This is a genomic window from Aphanothece microscopica RSMan92, from assembly GCF_046613545.2.
In the GTDB taxonomy this organism is placed as follows: domain Bacteria; phylum Cyanobacteriota; class Cyanobacteriia; order PCC-6307; family Cyanobiaceae; genus NIES-981.
In genome coordinates, this window is sequence record NZ_JBKKKY020000010.1 from 57,842 (window position 1) to 75,246 (window position 17,405).

Sequence of the window (17,405 nt, forward strand, 5' to 3'; positions counted from 1 at the left end):
GATGCCGCCAGCTCCATCATTGCCACCACGATCTTCGCCGATGGCGGCATCATGCAGAGCAGCCTGGTGCTCTGACGCCGGGATCGGCGGCTTCCAGTCGCTCCAGGCCTACATCGACGCCCATGTGCTGGTCGGGGCGGCCGGTGATCAGCAGGGAGGCCCGCTGACGGGTGCCGATCGTCCACAGCCATTTGGTGAGCAGGGTGAGGCGGTTCTCGTTGGCCGGCATGAAGGCCAGGTGGGCCAGGCCCCACAGCAGCCAGCCGATCGGCCCGCTCACCCGCAGTCCGCGCAGGTCGGCCACGGCGCAGAGGGGGCCGATCACCGCCATGCTGCCGAAATCGGTCCAGCGGAAGGGGGCATGGGAGCGCCCTTCCTGAGCGGCCAGGATGTCGGCGGCCACCCAGCCGCCCATCTGCACCGCCGGGCTGGCCATGCCCGGCAGGGGCTTGCCGTCCGCGGTGTGGCTGTAGGCGCAGAGGTCGCCCACCACCCGGATGGAGGGGTGGTCGGGAATGGAGAAATCGGGGTTCACGATCACACGCCCGCCCCGGTCGAGCGGGCAGCCGCTGCGCTCGGCCAGCAGTTTGCCCAGGTGTGAGGCCCGCACGCCGGCGGTCCAGCAGATCGTGGCCGCCTCCAGGGTCCGCTCGCCGCCTGGGGCGGTCAGCGTCACCCGTTCGGAGGCGATGGCCTGCACCCGGCCGCCCAGCAGCAGCTCCACACCGCGGGAGCGCAGGTAGCGGCCGGCGGCGTCCGAGAGGCTGGGGTGCATGGCCCGCAGCAGCCTCTCGCCAGGATCCACCAGGGTGACCTTGCAGTCGTCCGGGTCCAGCTGCTTGAAGTCGCGTGCCACCGCATGGCGCAGCATCTCGTTCACTGATCCGGCCAGTTCGCAGCCGGAGGGGCCGCCGCCCACCACCACCACCGACTGCAGGTGACGGCGGCGCTCCCGATCGGGCGTCTGCTCGGCCTCCTCGAGGGCCGTGAGCAGCCGCCGGCGCACCTCGTCGGCGTGCTCGAGGATCTTCATCGGCGGCGCATGCTCGCGCCACTCCTCATGGCCGAAGTAGGTGCTGCCCGAGCCGGTGGCCAGGATCAGGTGGTCGAAGGCCAGGCGGCGGTCGTTGAACACCACCTCCCTGGCCGCCGGGTCGATGTCGACCACCTCACCGAGCAGAACCTGGATGTTGGGGGCCTGACCCACCATCTGGCGCAGGGGTGAGGCCACGTCGGCCTCCGACACGAGCCCCGAAGCCACCTGATAGAGGAGCGGCTGGAAGAGGTTGAAGTTGCGCTTGTCGATCAGGGTGACCCGCACGGGCCTGCCGCTGAGGGCATGGGCCGCCTTGAGGCCGGCGAAGCCACCGCCCACGATCACCACGTGGGGCAGCCCGGCCAGCTGTTCATCCGGTGGGGCGAGCTCGAGGAAGAAGCGTTCCCTGGCCATCAGAGCAGTTCGCCAGGGGTCACGGTAACGGCGTTGGCCGCCGGCCACCGGCATTCAGGATCCGGAGCACCAGGACCCGGTGGACGTCCGCCACGAGCATGCCGCCCAGCTGCTCTCCAACGATCTCTTGTTTCTGGTCCTGTTCACCGGCAGCGCCACTCACGAGGTGCCTTCACCCCTGTGGTTGCCCGATCCAGACAACCAACAGGAGACGGTGCGGGGCGGGCGCATCGAGATCACCGCAGCAGATGGTTGGGATGTGGAGCACAGTCCTGATCAGATTCAGGTCCCTCCCTGCCGATCCAGGTGGCAGGGTGCTGCAGCCGAAGATGACGATCGGCATCCGGGCCAGCTCCACACATTCAGGCCCGCCACTTCGGCAGCCAGTTAGGCAGCCCCTCAGGCCGCCAGCGTGGAGGCGAGCTCATGGGTGATCACCTCAAATCCCACCAGACGGTGATCACCGAATGAACGCAGGAACGGCACATCGCCGGCATCACGACCCTGGCCAATGAGCACCCGGCCGCAGCGGGGCATGTTGTGTCGCGCATCGAAGGTGTACCAGCGGTCGCCGAGAAACACCTCGAACCAGGCCGAGAAGTCGACCGGCTCCTCCCCTACTGGAATACCCGTGTAGCCCAGGTAGCCGGTGCAGTAGCGGGCAGGGATGTTGAGGCAGCGGCACAGGCTGATCGCCAGGTGGGCAAAGTCGCGGCACACACCAGCTCCATCGGCAAGGGTCTGGCTGGCGGTCTTCTCCGGCGTCACTGCGCTGTAGTCGAAGCGGATCTGGGCGTGAATCCAGTCGCAGATGGCCTGGACGCGAGGCCAGCCTGCTGGAACGGACGAGAAGGTGGCCCAGGCCAGGCCCATCAGCGCGGCGGTGTCGCAGTAGGTGCTGGCGTTCAGGTAGGGGTAGGTGTCGATCGGCAGAAACTGAACCGGGCACAGCGCCGCAGCAGGCACCACGGGATCCCCTGCATCCGGCTGCTGGATGGTGGCGTTGTAGCCGAAGCTGGTGGTGCCGGAGGCGGCGATGAAGCGGCACCAGCGGTTGCCTTGCCAATGGGTGAGCACCTCCACCGGTCGATCAGGCTGCAACGACACCTGCTCATGGTCCAGCAGGTTGGTCAACAGGCTGGTGTGGGGGTGCACCAGGGCGAGGATGGGTGTGGGCGCCTCGCAGGCAATCTCGAGTCGGCAGCCGATGCGGAGATCCAACGCGGTTTTGGATTGCGTGCCGAGTGCACGCATGCTGGCCGCTGGGCCCCTGGGCGGCGGGCGCGGTGCGGGGGCTCTGACACGGGCAGGAGGTGAATCCTGCGGCTCGAGGCGAGGGCCAGCCGCTCCTGCCCCCAGCGGTAGGCCTGATCTGGCGGTAGAGCGCTTCGAGTTCAGAGCTCTGAGGGCTCGATGACGCAGGGCGAGGTGCTGCCTACCCGATACTGGGCTATGAGCCCCATTGGCTATGCAGGCTGATCAACAGCACGATCACCAACGTCAATACCCACGTCAATCCCAACATGGGCAGCAGAGGGAATTCATGACACGGCCCGCCAGATCAGGATTGCGGCAGAGGGCGCTAGAGGAGCTCAAGCTGTTCTGGCTCATAGCCCTGTATCTCTGGATCTTCCTGGGCTCATTCACCACCTACCGCCGACTGGTGCTTGCCGAAACCGGAGTCACCTATCTCCATTACGGGGTCGCGCTGATCGAAGCGTTGGTCATCGCCAAGGTTGTGCTGCTTGGCAAGATGTTCGGCTTTGGGCGGCGTTTTGAACAGCTTCCGCTGATCGTGCCCGTGGCTTACAAGTCCATTGCCTTTGGCTTGCTGGTGATGCTGTTCAGCATCCTTGAACACGTTGTGGAGGGAATGCTCCGTCACCACAGTGGCTGGAGTGGGCTGCGCGATCTGGCCGCCCTCGGCATCGATGAGCTGTCGGCTCGCGTTCTCATGCTCACGATCGCCTTCGTTCCGTTTTTTGCCTTCTGGGAGATCGGGCGCGTGCTTGGCATGCAGCGACTCGCTGCCATGTTCTTCGTACGGCAGGACACGTCCGCGTAGAGACGCCTCCGCATGGATCAACTCCCAGGGGATGCGCTGCCATGACGGCCACCAGCCCGGCCAGCCACCATCCCAGATCCCAGACCCATCACGACGCCGCCGAGCACGAACCAGAGCACGTTGAGCAGGAGGCGAAGCATGGGATTCAGCCGGCCGGTGCAGCAAGGGAGGGCAGAAAGGTGACCAGTTGGGGCACCAAGAGCACCAGCAGCAGCACGCAGAGCTGGATCCCCACGAAGGGCCAGGCGCCGCGGTAGATGGCCCAGGTGCTCAGATCCGCCGGGGCCACACCGCGCAGGTAGAAGAGGGCGAAGCCGAACGGCGGGGTGAGGAAGGAGGTCTGCAGGTTGGTGCCGATCACCACCCCGAACCAGAGCAGCTCCTGGGGGCTCAGCAGCGTTCGGGCCGTGGGCAGCAGCAGCGGCACCACGATGAAGGCGATCTCGAAGAAGTCGATGAAGAAGCCCAGGGTGAAGATCACCAGCATCGCGACGGCCAGGAACCCCACCCTTCCCCCAGGCAGGTTGAGCAGCAGCCCGGAGATCAGCTGATCGCCCCCCAGCCCGCGGAACACCAGGCTGAAGGCGGTGGACCCCAGCAGGATCGCCATCACCATCGCCGTGGTGCGCAGGGTCTCATCGCTCACCTCCGCCAGCGCCTGGCGGCTGAAGCCCCCCTGCAGGGCCGCCAGCACCAGGGCGCCGAGGGCGCCGAGGGCGCCGGCCTCGGTAGGGGTGGCGATCCCGAAGAAGATGCTGCCCAGCACCAGCAGGATCAGCCCCAGCGGTTGCAGCACCACCCGCGCCAGGGTGGAGGCCGGCATGGCGCGCTCCGCGGCGGTGCTCTGCTGTGGGGCCAGCTCGGGGCGCAGCGCCGTGATCACCACCACGTAGAGGGCGAAGGCTCCGGCCATCACCAGCCCCGGGATCAGCGAGCCCAGGAACAGATCGCCGATCGACACGCCGAGCTGGTCACCCAGCACCACCAGCACGATGCTGGGGGGAATGATCTGCCCCAGGGTGCCGGAGGCGGTGATCACCCCGCAGGCGAGCGAGCGGTCGTAGCCGGCGCGCAGCATCGCCGGCAGGGAGATCATCCCCATGGTGGTGACGGTCGCCGCCACCACACCGGTGGTGGCCGCCAGCAGGGCCCCCACCAGGACCACGGCGAGGGCCAGGCCCCCGCGCAGGCGACCCAGCAGGTGCCCCATGGCCACCAGCAGGCGCTCGGCGATGCCCGATTTCTCGAGCATCGCGCCCATGAACACGAAGGCCGGAATCGCCAGCAGGGTGAAGTTCCCCATGATTCCGAAGATCCGCTGCGGCAACGCCGTGAGGAACGAGGGATCGATCACCCCCAGGGCCATGCCCAGCAGGCCGAACAGCACCGCCACCCCGCCAAGGCCGAAGGCCACCGGGTAGCCGCTGAGCAGGGCGAGCACGAGCGTGGCGAACATGCCGGCGCCCAGCCAGGCTCCGGCATCGAAGCCGATCACGTAGCCGAGCAGTTCGATCTCCATGGCCGCTCAGCGGTGCTCCTGCGGCAGGTGTTGCTGCCGCCGTTCCCGGGCCAGGCTGGCCAGACGACCGGCCAGGCGGATGGCCTCCGCCACACCCTGCAGACCCAGCAGCAGGAACCCGAGCGGGATCAGGGCTTTCACCCAGAAACGTGGCAGACCGCCCGGATCCGGTGAGGCCTCGGCGATGCGCCAGCTCTCCACGGTGGGGGTGGCCGAGACAATCAGCACCAGGGCCACGAAGGGCAGCAGCAGCAGCAGGGTGCCGGCCAGGTCCACCCGCAGCCGGCGGCGTTCCGGCCAGCGCGCCTGCAGCACGTCGACGCGGACATGCCCCCGGCGCTGCAGGGTCCAGCCCATGCCCAGCAGGAAGGCGAGCGCGAAGAGGTACCACTGCGCCTCGATCAGCCCATTGGAGCTGAGATTGCGGCCCAGCAGCAGCCCCGCGTAGCGGCCGATCACGTTCCAGCAGCCGAGGGTGAGCATGAGCAGCAGGGCCCAGCCAGCCAGCCGCCCCGCCCAGCGGTTCAGTCCGTCGATGGCGCCCAGCAGCCGCGGCAGTGGGGGGGGTGGCGGCATCGTCAGCGGCCTGCCCCGCCGGCGCCATAGGTGAACCGGGAGAGGGAGTATTCATTCACCGCGTTCCAGCCCTGCACCTGGATGCGGAAGCCGCGCCACTGGTCATGGATCTCGCGGAAGCTGCGGTCGCCGGCCGCCATGTCCGCCAGCAGCTGTTCCGAGGCCTTGGCGGCGGCCGTGAGGATGGCCTCGCCGTAGTTCACCAGTTCGGTCCCGCCCTTGATCAGCCGTTTCAGGGCGGCCGCGTTCAGCGCCTCATAGCGGCTGAGCATCGCCAGGTTGGCCTCCTGGCAGGCCGTGCTGAACATCGCCTGGTAAGGCTTGGGCAGACGGCGCCAGGCCTGGTGGTTCACCAGGGCAGTGAGGGTCGGCCCCGGTTCCCACCAGCCGGGGTAGTAGTAGTAGCGGGCGGCCCGGGCCAGCCCCAGCTTCTCGTCGTCGTAGGGGCCCGTCCACTCGGCGGCATCGATGGCGCCGCGATCGAGGGCCAGGTAGATCTCCCCACCGGGAAGCACCTGCACGTTCACGCCCAGGGCGGCCATCACCTTGCCGCCCAGCCCCGGGATGCGCATCTTCAGGCCCCGGAGCGATTCCGGTCCGTCGAGCCGGCGCTTGAACCAGCCGCCCATCTGGGCGCCGGTGTTGCCGGCCGGGAAGCTGACCACGCCGAAGTCGGCGTACACCGCGTTGATCGCGTCGAGGCCGCCGCCCTCGTACAGCCAGGCGTTCTGCTGCTGGGCCGTGAGTCCGAACGGCACCGCCGTGCCGAAGGCCAGCGCGGGGTTCTTGCCCACGTAGTAGTAGCTGGCGGTGTGGCCGCATTCCACCGATCCGCTCTGGACGGCTTCCAGCACCTCCAGCCCCGGCACCAGCTCCCCGGCGGCGAAGGGCTGGATCTGGAAGCGGCCGTCGCTCAGTTCAGCCACCCGGCGGCTCACCGTCTCGGCGCCGCCGAAGATGGTGTCCAGCGCGTGGGGCCAGCTGGTGGCCATCCGCCAGCGCAACGATGGCAGCGAGCTGCCGCTGGTGGAGCCGGCCCGGCGGATCGTGCAGGAGCCAAGCAGTGCGGCAGAGACGCCGGTGCCGGCCGCCTGGAGCAGCCGGCGACGCTGGATCGCCAACCCCGAACTCCGCTCAGACCACCGCCGCGAACGACTCGCGGAAGGCGGCGATGGTGGTGTCGATGTCCGCGTCGCTGTGGGCCAGGGAGGTGAAGCCGGCCTCGAAGGCGCTGGGGGCCAGGTAGACGCCACGCTCCAGCATGGCGCGATGGAGCCGGCCGAAACGGGCCGCGTCCGCCGCCTTCGCTTCCTCGAAGTTGCGCACCGGGCCTTCGCAGAGGAAGAAGCCGAACATCGCGCTGATCGAGCCGCCGGTGATGGGCAGCCCGGCGGCCTTGCCGGCCTCGAGAATCCCGGCGATCAGCCGCTTGGTGGTGGCCTCCAGCCGCTCGTAGGTTCCCGGCTGCTTGAGCAGATCGAGGGTCTTGATGCCGGCCGTCATGGCCAGAGGGTTGCCGCTCAGGGTCCCGGCCTGATACATGGGCCCGGCCGGAGCCACCATGCTCATGATGTCGGCCCGGCCGCCATAGGCGCCCACCGGCAGGCCGCCACCGATCACCTTGCCCATGGTGGTGAGGTCCGGCGTCACCCCGAAGCGGGCCTGGGCGCCGCCGTAGCTGATCCGGAAGCCGGTCATCACCTCGTCGAACACCAGCAGGGCGCCGTGCTCCTTGGTGAGCTCGCGCATGCCCTCCAGGAAGCCCGGCACCGGCGGGATGAAGCCGGCGTTGCCCACCACGGGCTCGAGGATCACCCCGGCGATCTCGCCGGGATTCTCCGCGAAGAGCTGTTTCACCGCCTCGAGGTCGTTGTAGGGGGCGGTGAGGGTGCTCGCGGCGGTGGTGCGGGGGACGCCGGGTGAATCGGGAAGCCCCAGGGTGGCCACGCCCGAGCCGGCCTTGACGAGGAACATGTCCGCGTGGCCGTGGTAGCAGCCCTCGAACTTGATGATCTTCTCGCGGCCGGTGAAGGCGCGCACGAGCCGCAGCACCGACATGCAGGCCTCCGTGCCGCTGTTCACGAAGCGCACCATCTCCACCGAGGGGACCGCGTCGATCACCCGTTCGGCCAGCTGGTTCTCCAGCTCACAGGGGGCGCCGAAGCTGGTGCCCTTGTCGAGGGCGGCATGGAGGGCCGCAATCACCTCGGGGTGGGCATGGCCGCAGATGGCGGGTCCCCAGCTGCCGATGTAGTCGATGTAGCGGTTGCCGTCCACGTCCCAGGCATAGGCACCCTTGACGCGGTCGAAGACGATGGGGTTGCCGCCCACGGAGCGGAAGGCCCGCACTGGGGAGCTCACACCGCCGGGCATCAGGGTCTGGGCGGCACTGAAGAGGTCCTGGGACCGGGTGGTGTTCAGGGCGGGGGCCGAAACGGGAGCCGAGGTCAAGGCGGATTCCGCGGAGTGCGATGGACGGGTTGGTCGGCAGGCGCAACGACTGGAGCGTTACGGATAGACCATGGCCCATCCTGACCCAGAACCCGGCCGATCGGTTTGTCGGTAGTTTCGGAACACGTCGGCCCGGTCTTGTGAGCATCGACTGGCCAGTGCTGGAGCGCGAGCTGCGCCGCCTGCTGCCCCCTCGGGCGGTCGTCTCGGCGCGTCAGGAGTTGCTCGCCTACGACTGCGACGGCCTCACGCTGCACCGCCACCAGCCCCCGCTGGTGGTCCTGCCCGAGACCACCGCGCAGGTCTCGGCGGTTCTGGCGCTCTGCCACCGCGAGGGTGTGCCCTTCGTGGCCCGCGGCAGTGGCACCGGCCTCTCGGGTGGCGCCGTGGCCGAGACCGAGGCGCTCGTGGTGGCCACCAGCCGGATGCGGTCGGTGCTGAGGGTGGATCTGCCCAACCGCCAGGTGGTGGTGCAGCCCGGTGTGATCAACAGCTGGGTCAGTCGGGCGGTCGCCGGCGACGGGTTCTATTACGCCCCCGATCCCTCCAGTCAGGTGGCGTGCAGCATCGGCGGCAACGTGGCTGAAAATTCCGGCGGCGTGCACTGCCTCAAGTACGGGGTGACCAGCAACCACGTGCTGGCCCTCGAGGTGGTGTTGCACGATGGCACCGTCACCACCCTCGGGGGCGACCTCGAGGAGATGCCCGAGCTGGATCTGCGCGGGGTGTTCATCGGCAGTGAGGGCACCCTGGGGGTGGCCACCGCCATCACCCTGCGGCTGCTGCGCGCCCCGCAGAGCGTGGCCGTGCTGCTGGCCGACTTCACCTCCATGGAAGCCGCCGGAGAGGCCGTGCGGCTCGTCACGGCCGCCGGCGTGCTGCCTGCCGGGATGGAAATGATGGATCGGCTCACCATCGCGGCAGTCGACGACTACTTCGGCCACGACGAATACCCCCGCGACGCGGCGGCGGTTCTGCTGATCGAGCTCGACGGTCAGCAGCGGGAGGTGGCCGCGGCCACCGAGCTCGCCACGGCCCTGTGCCGGCAGGCCGGCGCCCGCCGTGTGCGGGAGGCCTGGGATGCCGACGAGCGGGCCCTGCTCTGGAAGGGGCGTAAGTCGGCGATCTCGGCCCTGGGCCGCCGCTTCCCCAGCTACTACCTGCAGGACGGCGTGGTGCCGCGCAGTGCGCTGCCACGGGTGCTGGCCGCCATCGAGACCCTCAGCGAGCGCTTCGAGCTGCCGGTGGCCAACGTGTTCCACGCCGGCGACGGCAACCTGCACCCCCTGATCCTCTACCGCGCCGCCGAGCCCGGCATCGGCGAACGGGTGCAGCAGCTGGGTGCCGAGATCCTGCGGCTCTGCGTGGAAGCGGGTGGCAGCATCACCGGGGAGCACGGCGTGGGCAGCGACAAGCGCTGCTACCTCGCGTGGATGTTCACCCCCGACGATCTGGCCACGATGCAGCTGGTGCGGCGGGCCTTCGATCCCCAGGGCCGCGCCAACCCCGGCAAGATCTTCCCCACCCCGCGCACCTGCGCCGAGTCGGCCCGCCGGGTGGCGGTGCTCAAAGAGGAGGGAGTGTCCCTGCCGGAGGCGGCAGTGGTGTTCTGAGCCGCTCCCTTCCCCTAATCCCTGGGCGCGGGATACTCCTTTCGGAAGGCTTCAATGGCTTCGGAAAGTTTCTGTGACGATCTTGCGCTGACCATGAAGAGTTTGAAGCGCTCATCCTTGCTGAGATATTCGGCATAGGAAGACCGAAGATAAGGTTTGTAGCTGTCGTTCTTGCGCAGATAAACTTCTACGAAAGGCAGGGCCACGCCCTTCATGTAGTTGCCGATCAGGCCCTGGCTGGGCAGGGTGATGTCGGTCATGGATTCGATGGCATCCTTGATGCCGGGGTCGATCTTGGTGAAGTTCACATGGGCCTGCCCCTGCACGATCAGCCAGTATTTGTCAGGCCCATTCAGCCACGTGAACGAGGCAGCCTGCTCCAGGGCCGGTGGTGTCGCCGGGTCGTAGCTGCCCGAGGCCATCACAACCGGCACCTTGATGTTGCCGAGGCCCTGCTTCCCGAAAATGCTGCGGTTCACGGGATTGGCGGCGAACACCGCGGCGGTGCGGCTGTCCTGGAGGTTGGCGAGCTGCTCGGGGGGCAGCTTCAGGGCCTGGCACTGGAGCAGCAACGAAACATTCAGGGATGCGTAGGGACGCTCGCACTCTTCCTTCAGGAAGGCTCGATCCACCGTGGCTCCGCCCAGGGCCAGAACGGTGTAGCCGCCGAAGGAATGGCCGGCCAGAGCGACCTTGGTGAGGTCGAGTTGGCCGTTGAATCGGCTGGCATTGCGGCGCTCCAGTTCGTCGATGACGAAGCTGATGTCCTTGGGGCGATTCGAAAATTCCTGGACGTCGAAGATGTCTTTGTGCAAGCCCCGCAGCATCTCCTTCAACCAGATGGCATCGCTGCCGGGATGTTGCGGCGCGGCCACGACATAGCCGTGGGACGCCAGCTGCTGCATGACCTCTGAGAAGTCTTCCGGACTCGAGCCCAGTCCGTGGGAGAAGACGATCACGGGCAGGGGCCCGGCTGCTGGCTTGGTGGGGCGGTAGACCTCCACGTAGAAGGAGCGGTTGCGGCGGCTGTCGGTGAGGTTCCACACCTCCTTGCTCACTGCCCGACTGCCGGGCTTGCGGGGGTCCGGCAGGGCCGCGAAGTCGGCTGGGGCATCCCCCTTGGCTTCCTCTGCGGTGAGCTGGCCCATCACCGTGTCGAGCCGTTCCGTGGCGGCGATGACCCGCTTGGTGGCCTTCTCGGCGCCCAGAACCTTCTCGCCATGGATCTGGATGTTGGCCGGCAGCTGCTCCAGCACCGACAGCAGACTGAGCCCATCCTGCGAGAACGAGGCATTCACCAGGGCGGCGCGCAGGATGGGCATGCCGTTGCCGCCGCGCAACAGGGTGATGGCTTTGCCGAGGCGCTCGAGAATGTCTTCGCCGATGTTGCTGTTGAAGAATCGCGAGACGAGCAGAGGATCAACCTCGGCTTTTTCCGTCAGGGCCTTGCGCAGCGACGGGTAGTCCTCAGGCTTGACGAGGGACAGGAAGAAGGCCAGATCGTCCTCGACCGTGCCGTCTGCAGCGAATTTCTGCAGCGAGCTGACCTTCAGCGAGCGGATCAGTGGGCCATAGGAGAAGGACAGCGTTTCGGAAGCCTTGGCGGGCAGGCCGGCCAGCCCCGCCGTGGCCAGGACCAGCGAAAGCCCCAGCGCCTTGGCCGTCCATCGCCGCAGGCGGTCTGGTTGGCGCCGCTGGCCTGCGTGGCCGGGCCGACCCGTCGTCGGAGCAAACACGTGACGCATCGGCATGGATGGCCGCACCCGGTGGAGGAGGAAGCCGAAGACTAGGGATCCGAGGACCCGCGGTCCTCAGGGCCGGAACGATCTTGAAATCTTCAGCTGCTGATGCAGCGTTGCCTACCGGGTGATGCAGCGTTGCCAGCCGATGGTTCCGCGGTTTCGCCCGGGGGGACTGGTTCAGCGCGGCGGCCCATCCCCATCCCCATCGCTGAAGCCATCCCCATCCTCGTCGTCCTGCCCGGCCGACCAGGCCAGGTTCACCACCACCGGAGCGTGGTCGCTCGGCTGGTCGTTGCCGCGGGTGGCCTTGTGGATCACGCAGCCGGTGGCGCAGGCCAGCAGGTCTTCCGAGAGATAGATGTGGTCGATCCGCCAGCCCCGATCCCGGTCCCAGGCCCCGCTGCGGTAGTCCCACCAGCTCCAGTGGCCCGCCTCCGGTTCGAACAGACGGAAGGCGTCGCTGAGCCGACCTTCCAGCGCCGCCGCCAGGGCCTGCCGTTCCAGGGCGCTGGCCATGATTCCTCCCGTGAGGCGCTCCGGGTCGTGGATGTCCCGGTCCTCCGGGGCGATGTTGAAGTCGCCCACCATGCAGAGAGGGTCACCCTGGCCTGCCTGCACCGCCAGGTAGCGCTGCAGGCAGGCCAGCCAGGCCAGCTTGTAGCCGTACTTGTCGCTGCGCAGCGAACTCCCGTTCGGCACGTAGAGGTTCAGCACCCGCACCCCCTCGATCAGGGCACTGATCACCCGCTTCTGCTCACTCAAGCCGGGGGCCTCCGGATCCTCGGGCAGCAGGGCCTCGAAACCCACCTGGACGTCCTCCAGCGGCAGGCTGCTGAGGATGGCGACGCCGTTGTAGGCCTTCTGGCCGCTGATCGCCATCTGGTAACCCAGCGCCGCGAAGGCGTCGCGGGGGAAGAGATCGTCGGTGACCTTGGTTTCCTGCAGGCAGAGCACCTCCGGCCGCTCCTGCTGCAGCCAGTCCACCACCTGCGCCAGGCGGGTGCGGACGGAGTTCACGTTCCAGGTGGCGATGCGCATGGCGACCGGCGGAGGGCCATTAGCATGGGCTCATCGGCGAGGAGACGACCCATGGCCCGTATGGCCGGAATCCTGCCCCAGGGGCGAACCCCTGTCCTGCATGCGGTCCTCTCGGCCGGTTGCGGGGTGGCCCTGGCGGCAGCTGCGCTGCTTCCCACCGGTCGCGCCGTGGCCCAGGAGGCCGGCTATGGCCAGACCATCAGCAGTCCCCAGCAGGAACGCGAGCTGGATTACGGCACCGGCGGAACCAACAACAACCTGCTGGATGCGACCAACCCGATGGACCTCATGAACCGGCTCCGCCGGGCCACCGCGCTGGATGAAGCGACCGCTCCGGATGATGCCGTGGATGCCGCCCTCAAGGACTACCACTCGGAGACGGCTTCGCCGGGGGCGTCCCAGGTGAAGGCCCCTTGAGCGGTTTGACCCGCAGCTGCTCCAGGCCCCAGGCGGCCGCCACCTGATCGAGACGGGGGTCCTCCGCGTCCTTGCCGCCCAGCTGCTTCGCCAGGGCGAGGGTCTGCTGGGCTGCCTTGGTATCCCCACGCTCCTGTTGAAGCAGGGCACGGGCCAGCAGCGGGCGCGGGTCCTTGGGGAATTGGGTGGTGAGTTTGATCAGCTGCGCTTCCGCCTTGCCGATGTCGCCGCGCCGCTGGATGACGTTGGCGAGCAGCAGGCCGATCGGCACGGCGTCGCTCCGCAGGTTCGGGCTGGTGGCCCGTTTCAGGGCGGCCTCCACCTGGGCCTGGGCCTGGGCTCCTCGATTTGTCTCGAGCAGGATCAGGGCCATCAGCTGCAGCCCTTCCACCTGATCGGGGCGTTGGTTGAGGAGCTGCCGCAGTTCCCGTTCGGCCCCGCTGCGGTCGTTCTGGTCGCGGCGCAGCTCGGCCAGCAGCAGCCGCAGCGACCAGCGGTCCGGCTGCTGGTCAGCGAGGCGTTCCAGCAGGGGCGTGGCTTCGGCCTTGCGCTCGAGGGCGACCAGCAGTTCGAGCAGGCGCTGCTGCTCGGCCGGGCTGGCTTCGCCGGTGTCGAGCCTGCGGCGCAGCTGCTCGGCCTGGCGCTCCAGCGCCGGGCGGGAGGACCCTCCGGCCGCGCTGCCGCTGCGCAGCTGGCCGATCCACCACCCTGCCGCCAGGCAGGAACCGGCCAGCACCACGGCCATGGCACCCAGCCATGGACCTTGACGGCGCGGGGCGGTGGGCATCGGCGCGATGGGCAGGGCAGTGCGGCCAGTCTGCCCCGGCGGCTCCTGCGCCGGCACGGCCTGCGGGCGGTCCAGCCAGGGGGCTCCTACATTGGCCCCCATGCGCCAACACCCCATTCCGCCGGTCACCGAGCCGCTCCAGTACCGGGCCATCGGCGTGGTGCGCGGCACCTACGTGCCGACCGATCCCGACCAGCTCACCCGGGGGGCGATCCAGACCGCTGACGGCACCGCCATCGAGGCCGTCGTGCTCGGCCGCCTGCTGACCCTGATGCGGCGCCATCTGGACCTCAGCCAACCCCACCTCTGGGTGGTGTACCCCCGCTCCCGTGAGGAGCAGGGGCTCCACCTTCAGATGGTGGGCATCTGGGAGCCCAGCACCCTGGCCGATGGGGCTCTCGCCGACGAGCTCCCCGAGGGGGACGACTACTTCTCGGTGCGCGGCGAGCTGATCTACACCCGGCCGGAGACTGGCGACCTGGTGGTCAAGGTGCGGCAGATGCCCCGCGGGGACGGCAGCCGGCCGGTGCCGTTCAAGCTGCAGCTCAAGGGAGAGGTTCCCCTGGAGCACCTCCGCCATTTCGTCTCCCTCAACCTGCGCCGCCAGGGCCAGGAGCTCCAGCTCGAGCAGTGCGAGGTGCTCGAGCCCGTCGTCCAGCGCGGTAACCGGGGGGGCAAGACCCGACGGGAGGCTGGCGGCAAAGCCGGCAAGCCCGCGCCGCGCCGCTCGGGTCCCCGCACGGCGGTGAGTCGCCCCGCCCGTTGAGATGGTTTTCTGGGAGGCCACCAGTGGCACCTGGATCAACGTGCTGGCCGTCCTGGCGGGCAGCCTGCTCGGGGTAGGCCTGGGCGGTCACCTCTCCGCGGCCATCCGGCTGCAGTGGCAGCGCTGGCTCGGCATCATCACGCTGCTGCTGGCGCTGCAGATGGTGCAACCGCTGTGGGATCTCCGGCTGGGTGCCTTCCCGGCGGTGCTGGCTGCCCTGGTCGTGCTGGTGCTCGGCTCCTGGCTCGGTGAGCTGGTGGGTCTGCAGCGCCGGCTGGATCGCTGGCTGCTGAGGTTCGCCGCCCCCGGCGGAGGCCGTTCGCCTGCGGATGGCGGCGAGCGCTCCCCTGCGGACATCGTCTCGGGGGCCTTCGTGCTGTTCTGCATCGGGCCGATCACCCTGCTGGGCTGTCTGCGGAACGGAGCCCTCGGCGATCCCTCCCTGCTGCTGGTCAAAGCTGGTCTGGATGGCCTGAGCGCGGCCGTGCTGGCCTCCGGGGTGGGACTGGTGCTGCTCTGGGTTCTGGTGCCCCTGGCCGTGCTCCAGCTCGGGCTCTCGGGCCTCGGGATGGTGCTGGCCGGCGGTGTCATGGACCCCAGCGGTTCTCCGCTGCTGCTGTTCACCAGTGCGGTCGGCGGCTTGCTGGTGCTGGCCCTGGCGCTGGACCTGCTCGATCTGCCCCACCCCTCGGTGGTGAACGGCCTGGCGGCGCTGGTGCTGGCCCCGGCGCTCGGCTGGGGGATCCAGCCGTGACCTCTCCCCTGCTTGCGGGGGTGGCCGTGGCCGTCATCAGCCTGCTGGCGGTGTTCGGCCCCCTGCTGGGTCTGCCGCCCTGGGTGATCGCCCTGGTCGCCGGCCTCGCGCTCGGGGGCCTCACCGTGGATGCGGCCCGCTTCGGTGGCCGCGGCGGCCATCTGCTCGCCGAGGCCCTGCCGGGTGGTGCGCTGCGGTTGCGGCGCATCGCGATCCATGAAGCCGGCCATGTGCTGGTGGCCTCGCAGGAGGCGATGCCGGTGCGCCAGGTGCTGGTGGGCAGCCTGGCCTGCCTGCGGGCGGGCCTCAGCTCCGGTGGAACCACGGAACTGGACCCGCCGGCCAGTGCCAAGTTGGCCCTGGAGGATCTGCGCCGCTGGAGCCGGGTGCTCCAGGCCGGCATGGCGGCGGAACAGCTCGTCTACGGAGCCAGCGAGGGTGGCGCCGATGATCGGGCTCTGCTGGGCCGGCTCTGGGGCCTTTCCGGCCACGACGTCGACACCGCCCAGCGGGAACAGCGGCGGGCCCGCCGCGAGGTGGACCAGGCCCTGCGGCAGCGACGACCCGATCTCGAGGCCGCTGCCGAACGTCTTCTGGAGGCGGCACCCCGCCTCGGACGCCCCTCCCGATCCCAGCCCCCAGGGCCGGAGGCCGGCTGATGGGCCTGGCCCTGCTGGATTGCCCGACCGGCCTGGCGGGCAACATGCTGCTGGCTGCCCTGCTCGATCTGGGGGTGCCGGAGGAGGTGATCCACAGGCCTCTGGCCGCCCTTGGCTACGGCGGTGCCTATGCCCTGGAGATCACCGAGCGACGCAGCGCTGGATTGCGCGGTCTGCATCTGGAGGTGCTGGGCGGCGCGAACGATCCGCCCCCTCGCACCTGGCAGGCCCTGCGGCGCTGCTTCGAACAGGCCGCCTGGCCTGAAGCGTTGCGCTCGCGCGTGATCGCGGTGTTCACCCTGCTGGCGGAGGCCGAGGCCGCCGTCCATGGCCATGCCCCGGAGCAGGTGCATTTCCACGAAGTGGGAGCGCTGGATGCACTGGTGGATGTGGTGGGGGTCTGTGCCGGCCTGAGCCATCTCGGCATCGACCGGCTGGAATCCACCCCACCGCCGGCCGGGCACGGCACGGTGTCCACAGCCCATGGCACGCTGCCGGTGCCGGCTCCGGCGGTGCTGGAGATGGCCCGCCGCCGGGCGATCCCGCTGGCCTCGGCCCAGGGCTTTCCCCCTGCCGAGCTCACCACGCCCACCGGGCTGGCCCTGGCGGCCTGCTGGGCGGATCGCTTCGCCCTGCCGCCCGCCCATGTCCCCCGCCAGGTGGGGGTGGGACTCGGCAGCCGGGAACTCGATCGCCCCAACCTGCTGCGGCTGGTGCTGGCCGAGACCCTCACCCCGGAGGGGGCGACCCAACCACTGCGCGAGAGCCTGCTGGTGCAGCAGGCCCAGATCGATGACGCCACGCCGGAAGACCTGGCCGCCCTTCAGGATCGCCTGCGCCAGGGCGGGGCCCTGGAGGTCTTCTGCCAGCCGATCGTGATGAAGAAGGGGCGACCGGCCTGGCTGGTCACGGCCCTGGTGCCGCTCGAGGCCGGCGAGCGCCTGCGGGCCCTGTGGTGGCGGCACAGCACCAGCCTGGGGCTGCGGGAGCAGGTGCAGCAGCGCTGGGTGCTTCCCCGCCGGGCGCTGCGGCTCGAGACCCCGCTGGGGCCGGTGCGGCTGAAGCAGGCCCTGCTGCCGGATGGGCGCTGGCGGGGCAAGCCCGAGCATGAGGATCTGCTGCAGCTCGCGGCCGCCCACGATCTGGCCCTCGATCAGGTGCGGGCCGTGGTCAACCAGGCTTTGCTGGATCCTGGAACGCCGGCCGCGTCCTCCTGGGATGATGCCGGCGATGCCGCTTCAGGAGTGACCTGGCGATGAGGGCAAGGCTGGAGGCCGCGGTGCGCTGGGGCCAGGGTCTGCCGAAGGCAGCCGGCCGCTGGCTGGCCCGCCTGCCCGCCCCCCCGGGGGGGCTCGGCCTCTGGATCACCTTGTTGAGCCTGGGCTTCCTGCTGGCGGCCCTGCAGGGCCATGGCCGCCAGATGCTGGAGCTCCGCCTGGATCTGCAGGGCTGGCTCTGGATGGTGCTGGGGGTGGGCTTCAGCCTGCTCAGCCTGGTGGCCAATGGTCTTGGCCAGGGTGTCGTGCTGCGCTGGCTGGGCCTGCGTCCCCGCTGGGCCCAGCTGGCGC

At 69.3% G+C, this 17,405-nt stretch carries 18 protein-coding genes; 8 read left to right on the forward strand and 10 right to left on the reverse strand.

Going from position 1 to position 17,405, the window contains the following annotated elements:
• Window positions 1–49: 49 nt before the first annotated feature.
• Complete coding sequence (locus ACLD7X_RS04645) at window positions 50–1,450, reverse strand: NAD(P)/FAD-dependent oxidoreductase (RefSeq protein ID WP_411422316.1); 1,401 nt, start codon at window positions 1,448–1,450, stop codon at window positions 50–52.
• 399 nt (window positions 1,451–1,849) lie between these two features.
• The gene (locus tag ACLD7X_RS04650; RefSeq protein WP_412006837.1) at window positions 1,850–2,671 is read right to left on the reverse strand and encodes a transglutaminase-like domain-containing protein; all 822 of its coding nucleotides are present in this window, start codon (window positions 2,669–2,671) and stop codon (window positions 1,850–1,852) included.
• 322 nt (window positions 2,672–2,993) lie between these two features.
• Here ACLD7X_RS04650 and ACLD7X_RS04655 point away from each other — a divergent pair, with 322 nt between their 5' ends.
• A complete protein-coding gene (locus tag ACLD7X_RS04655; RefSeq protein ID WP_411422319.1) occupies window positions 2,994–3,515 on the forward strand; it encodes a hypothetical protein in 522 nt (173 codons plus the stop codon).
• Window positions 3,516–3,532: 17 nt separating this feature from the next.
• Here ACLD7X_RS04655 and ACLD7X_RS04660 read toward each other — a convergent pair whose 3' ends face one another.
• From ACLD7X_RS04660 to hemL, 5 genes are read right to left on the reverse strand one after another with little or no spacing between them, the layout of a single operon-like run.
• Window positions 3,533–3,655, reverse strand: a complete 123-nt coding sequence (locus tag ACLD7X_RS04660; RefSeq protein ID WP_411422320.1) for a hypothetical protein — start codon at window positions 3,653–3,655, stop codon at window positions 3,533–3,535.
• 5 nt (window positions 3,656–3,660) lie between these two features.
• Window positions 3,661–5,034, reverse strand: a complete 1,374-nt coding sequence (locus ACLD7X_RS04665) for a TRAP transporter large permease (protein WP_411422321.1) — start codon at window positions 5,032–5,034, stop codon at window positions 3,661–3,663.
• A 6-nt stretch (window positions 5,035–5,040) separates the two neighbouring features.
• Window positions 5,041–5,610, reverse strand: coding sequence for a TRAP transporter small permease subunit (locus tag ACLD7X_RS04670; RefSeq protein WP_411422322.1), 570 nt, complete (start codon window positions 5,608–5,610; stop codon window positions 5,041–5,043).
• A gap of 2 nt (window positions 5,611–5,612) precedes the next feature.
• The gene (locus tag ACLD7X_RS04675) at window positions 5,613–6,725 is read right to left on the reverse strand and encodes a TRAP transporter substrate-binding protein (protein WP_411422336.1); all 1,113 of its coding nucleotides are present in this window, start codon (window positions 6,723–6,725) and stop codon (window positions 5,613–5,615) included.
• 19 nt (window positions 6,726–6,744) lie between these two features.
• The gene (gene hemL, locus ACLD7X_RS04680; RefSeq protein WP_411422337.1) at window positions 6,745–7,983 is read right to left on the reverse strand and encodes a glutamate-1-semialdehyde 2,1-aminomutase; all 1,239 of its coding nucleotides are present in this window, start codon (window positions 7,981–7,983) and stop codon (window positions 6,745–6,747) included.
• A 218-nt stretch (window positions 7,984–8,201) separates the two neighbouring features.
• Here hemL and ACLD7X_RS04685 point away from each other — a divergent pair, with 218 nt between their 5' ends.
• A complete protein-coding gene (locus tag ACLD7X_RS04685; protein ID WP_411422323.1) occupies window positions 8,202–9,674 on the forward strand; it encodes an FAD-linked oxidase C-terminal domain-containing protein in 1,473 nt (490 codons plus the stop codon).
• 14 nt (window positions 9,675–9,688) lie between these two features.
• Here ACLD7X_RS04685 and ACLD7X_RS04690 read toward each other — a convergent pair whose 3' ends face one another.
• Both ACLD7X_RS04690 and xth read right to left on the reverse strand, forming a co-directional pair.
• Window positions 9,689–11,425, reverse strand: coding sequence for an alpha/beta hydrolase (locus ACLD7X_RS04690; RefSeq protein WP_411422324.1), 1,737 nt, complete (start codon window positions 11,423–11,425; stop codon window positions 9,689–9,691).
• A 168-nt stretch (window positions 11,426–11,593) separates the two neighbouring features.
• Window positions 11,594–12,454: an exodeoxyribonuclease III gene (gene xth / locus ACLD7X_RS04695; RefSeq protein ID WP_411422325.1), complete on the reverse strand. Its 861-nt coding sequence runs from the start codon at window positions 12,452–12,454 to the stop codon at window positions 11,594–11,596.
• A 51-nt stretch (window positions 12,455–12,505) separates the two neighbouring features.
• Here xth and ACLD7X_RS04700 point away from each other — a divergent pair, with 51 nt between their 5' ends.
• The gene (locus tag ACLD7X_RS04700; protein ID WP_412006838.1) at window positions 12,506–12,871 is read left to right on the forward strand and encodes a hypothetical protein; all 366 of its coding nucleotides are present in this window, start codon (window positions 12,506–12,508) and stop codon (window positions 12,869–12,871) included.
• Here ACLD7X_RS04700 and ACLD7X_RS04705 read toward each other — a convergent pair.
• Window positions 12,813–13,658, reverse strand: a complete 846-nt coding sequence (locus ACLD7X_RS04705) for a tetratricopeptide repeat protein (protein ID WP_412006839.1) — start codon at window positions 13,656–13,658, stop codon at window positions 12,813–12,815. The two genes, ACLD7X_RS04700 and ACLD7X_RS04705, sit on opposite strands and share 59 nt — an antisense overlap.
• Window positions 13,659–13,758: 100 nt before the next feature.
• On the opposite strand from ACLD7X_RS04705, the gene ACLD7X_RS04710 reads away from it, so the two are divergent.
• The 5 genes from ACLD7X_RS04710 to ACLD7X_RS04730 form a co-directional block, all read left to right on the forward strand.
• Entirely contained in the window at window positions 13,759–14,424 is a 666-nt protein-coding gene (locus ACLD7X_RS04710; RefSeq protein ID WP_411422328.1) for a hypothetical protein, read from the forward strand.
• 1 nt (window position 14,425) lies between these two features.
• Window positions 14,426–15,178: a DUF554 family protein gene (locus tag ACLD7X_RS04715; RefSeq protein ID WP_411422329.1), complete on the forward strand. Its 753-nt coding sequence runs from the start codon at window positions 14,426–14,428 to the stop codon at window positions 15,176–15,178.
• The gene (locus ACLD7X_RS04720) at window positions 15,175–15,837 is read left to right on the forward strand and encodes a hypothetical protein (RefSeq protein WP_411422330.1); all 663 of its coding nucleotides are present in this window, start codon (window positions 15,175–15,177) and stop codon (window positions 15,835–15,837) included. The genes ACLD7X_RS04715 and ACLD7X_RS04720 overlap by 4 nt, the downstream gene beginning before the upstream one ends.
• Window positions 15,837–17,096 (forward strand): nickel pincer cofactor biosynthesis protein LarC, encoded by a 1,260-nt coding sequence (gene larC, locus ACLD7X_RS04725; RefSeq protein WP_411422331.1) that lies wholly within the window; start codon window positions 15,837–15,839, stop codon window positions 17,094–17,096. The genes ACLD7X_RS04720 and larC overlap by 1 nt, the downstream gene beginning before the upstream one ends.
• A partial coding sequence (locus tag ACLD7X_RS04730; RefSeq protein WP_411422332.1) for a hypothetical protein occupies window positions 17,093–17,405 on the forward strand: 313 nt, incomplete at its 3' end. The genes larC and ACLD7X_RS04730, both read left to right, overlap by 4 nt.